This is a genomic window from Nonomuraea aridisoli (assembly GCF_003236395.1).
Classification (GTDB): domain Bacteria; phylum Actinomycetota; class Actinomycetes; order Streptosporangiales; family Streptosporangiaceae; genus Nonomuraea; species Nonomuraea aridisoli.
This window is the reverse complement of sequence record NZ_POUD01000568.1, coordinates 1-1,268: the sequence shown is the minus strand read 5'-3', so window position 1 is coordinate 1,268 and position 1,268 is coordinate 1. Positions and strand designations below refer to the sequence as shown.

Below are 1,268 nucleotides of genomic sequence, written 5' to 3'. Positions count from 1 at the left end.
CTGTTGGCAGCCTCGCGCAACGCCTCCGCCGTACCCGCTGGTCCCCGTCGCGTCTCTTTCGCGCGCATCCAGGAGCCTCTCGAAGTTCCTGACCTTCTTGCCCTGCAGACCGAGTCTTTCGACTGGCTGCTCGGAAACGAGAAGTGGAAGGCCCGGGTAGAGGCGGCTCGCCAGGCCGGGCGCAAGGACGTCCCGACCCAGTCGGGCCTCGAAGAGATCTTCGAAGAGATCAGTCCGATCGAGGACTTCTCGGGGACCATGTCCTTGTCGTTCCGCGACCACCGCTTCGAGCCGCCCAAGTACTCAGTCGATGAGTGCAAAGACAAGGACATGACCTTCTCCGCCCCGATGTTCGTGACGGCGGAGTTCATCAATAACACCACCGGTGAGATCAAGAGCCAGACGGTGTTCATGGGCGACTTCCCGCTCATGACGCCGAAGGGCACGTTCATCATCAACGGCACCGAGCGTGTCGTCGTTTCGCAGCTGGTCCGTTCGCCGGGCGTGTACTTCGAGCGCACGGTCGACAAGACGTCGGACAAGGATCTGTACGGCTGCAAGGTCATCCCGTCGCGGGGTGCCTGGCTGGAGTTCGAGATCGACAAGCGCGACAGCGTCGGTGTGCGTATCGACCGTAAGCGCAAGCAGGCCGTCACCGTGCTTCTCAAGGCACTGGGATGGACCAACGACCAGATTCTCGAGCGTTTCGGTCAGTACGAGTCGATGCGGGCCACCCTGGAGAAGGACCACACGGCCGGCCAGGACGACGCGCTGCTCGACATCTACCGCAAGCTGCGGCCGGGTGAGCCGCCGACCAAGGAGTCGGCGCAGACCCTGCTGGAGAACCTGTACTTCAACCCCAAGCGGTACGACCTGGCGAAGGTGGGCCGCTACAAGATCAACAAGAAGCTCGGGGTCGACGCCGAGATCACGCAGGGCACGCTGACCGAGGACGACATCGTCGCCACGATCGAGTACATCGTGCGCCTGCACGCCGGCGAGGAGTCGATGCCGGGCGCCAACGGCGAGGTCATCGTCGAGGTGGACGACATCGACCACTTCGGCAACCGCCGCCTGCGCAGCGTCGGCGAGCTGATCCAGAACCAGGTCCGCCTGGGTCTGGCCCGCATGGAGCGCGTCGTGCGCGAGCGCATGACGACGCAGGACGTCGAGGCGATCACGCCGCAGACCCTGATCAACATCCGCCCGGTCGTGGCGTCGATCAAGGAGTTCTTCGGCACCTCGCAGCTGTCGCAGTTCATGGACCA

General features: G+C 63.9%; 1 pseudogene. It reads left to right on the top strand.

What is annotated here, in order from left to right:
- Positions 1–3 precede the first annotated feature (3 nt).
- Positions 4–1,268: pseudogene (locus C1J01_RS48105) on the top strand (DNA-directed RNA polymerase subunit beta); the annotation flags it as partial.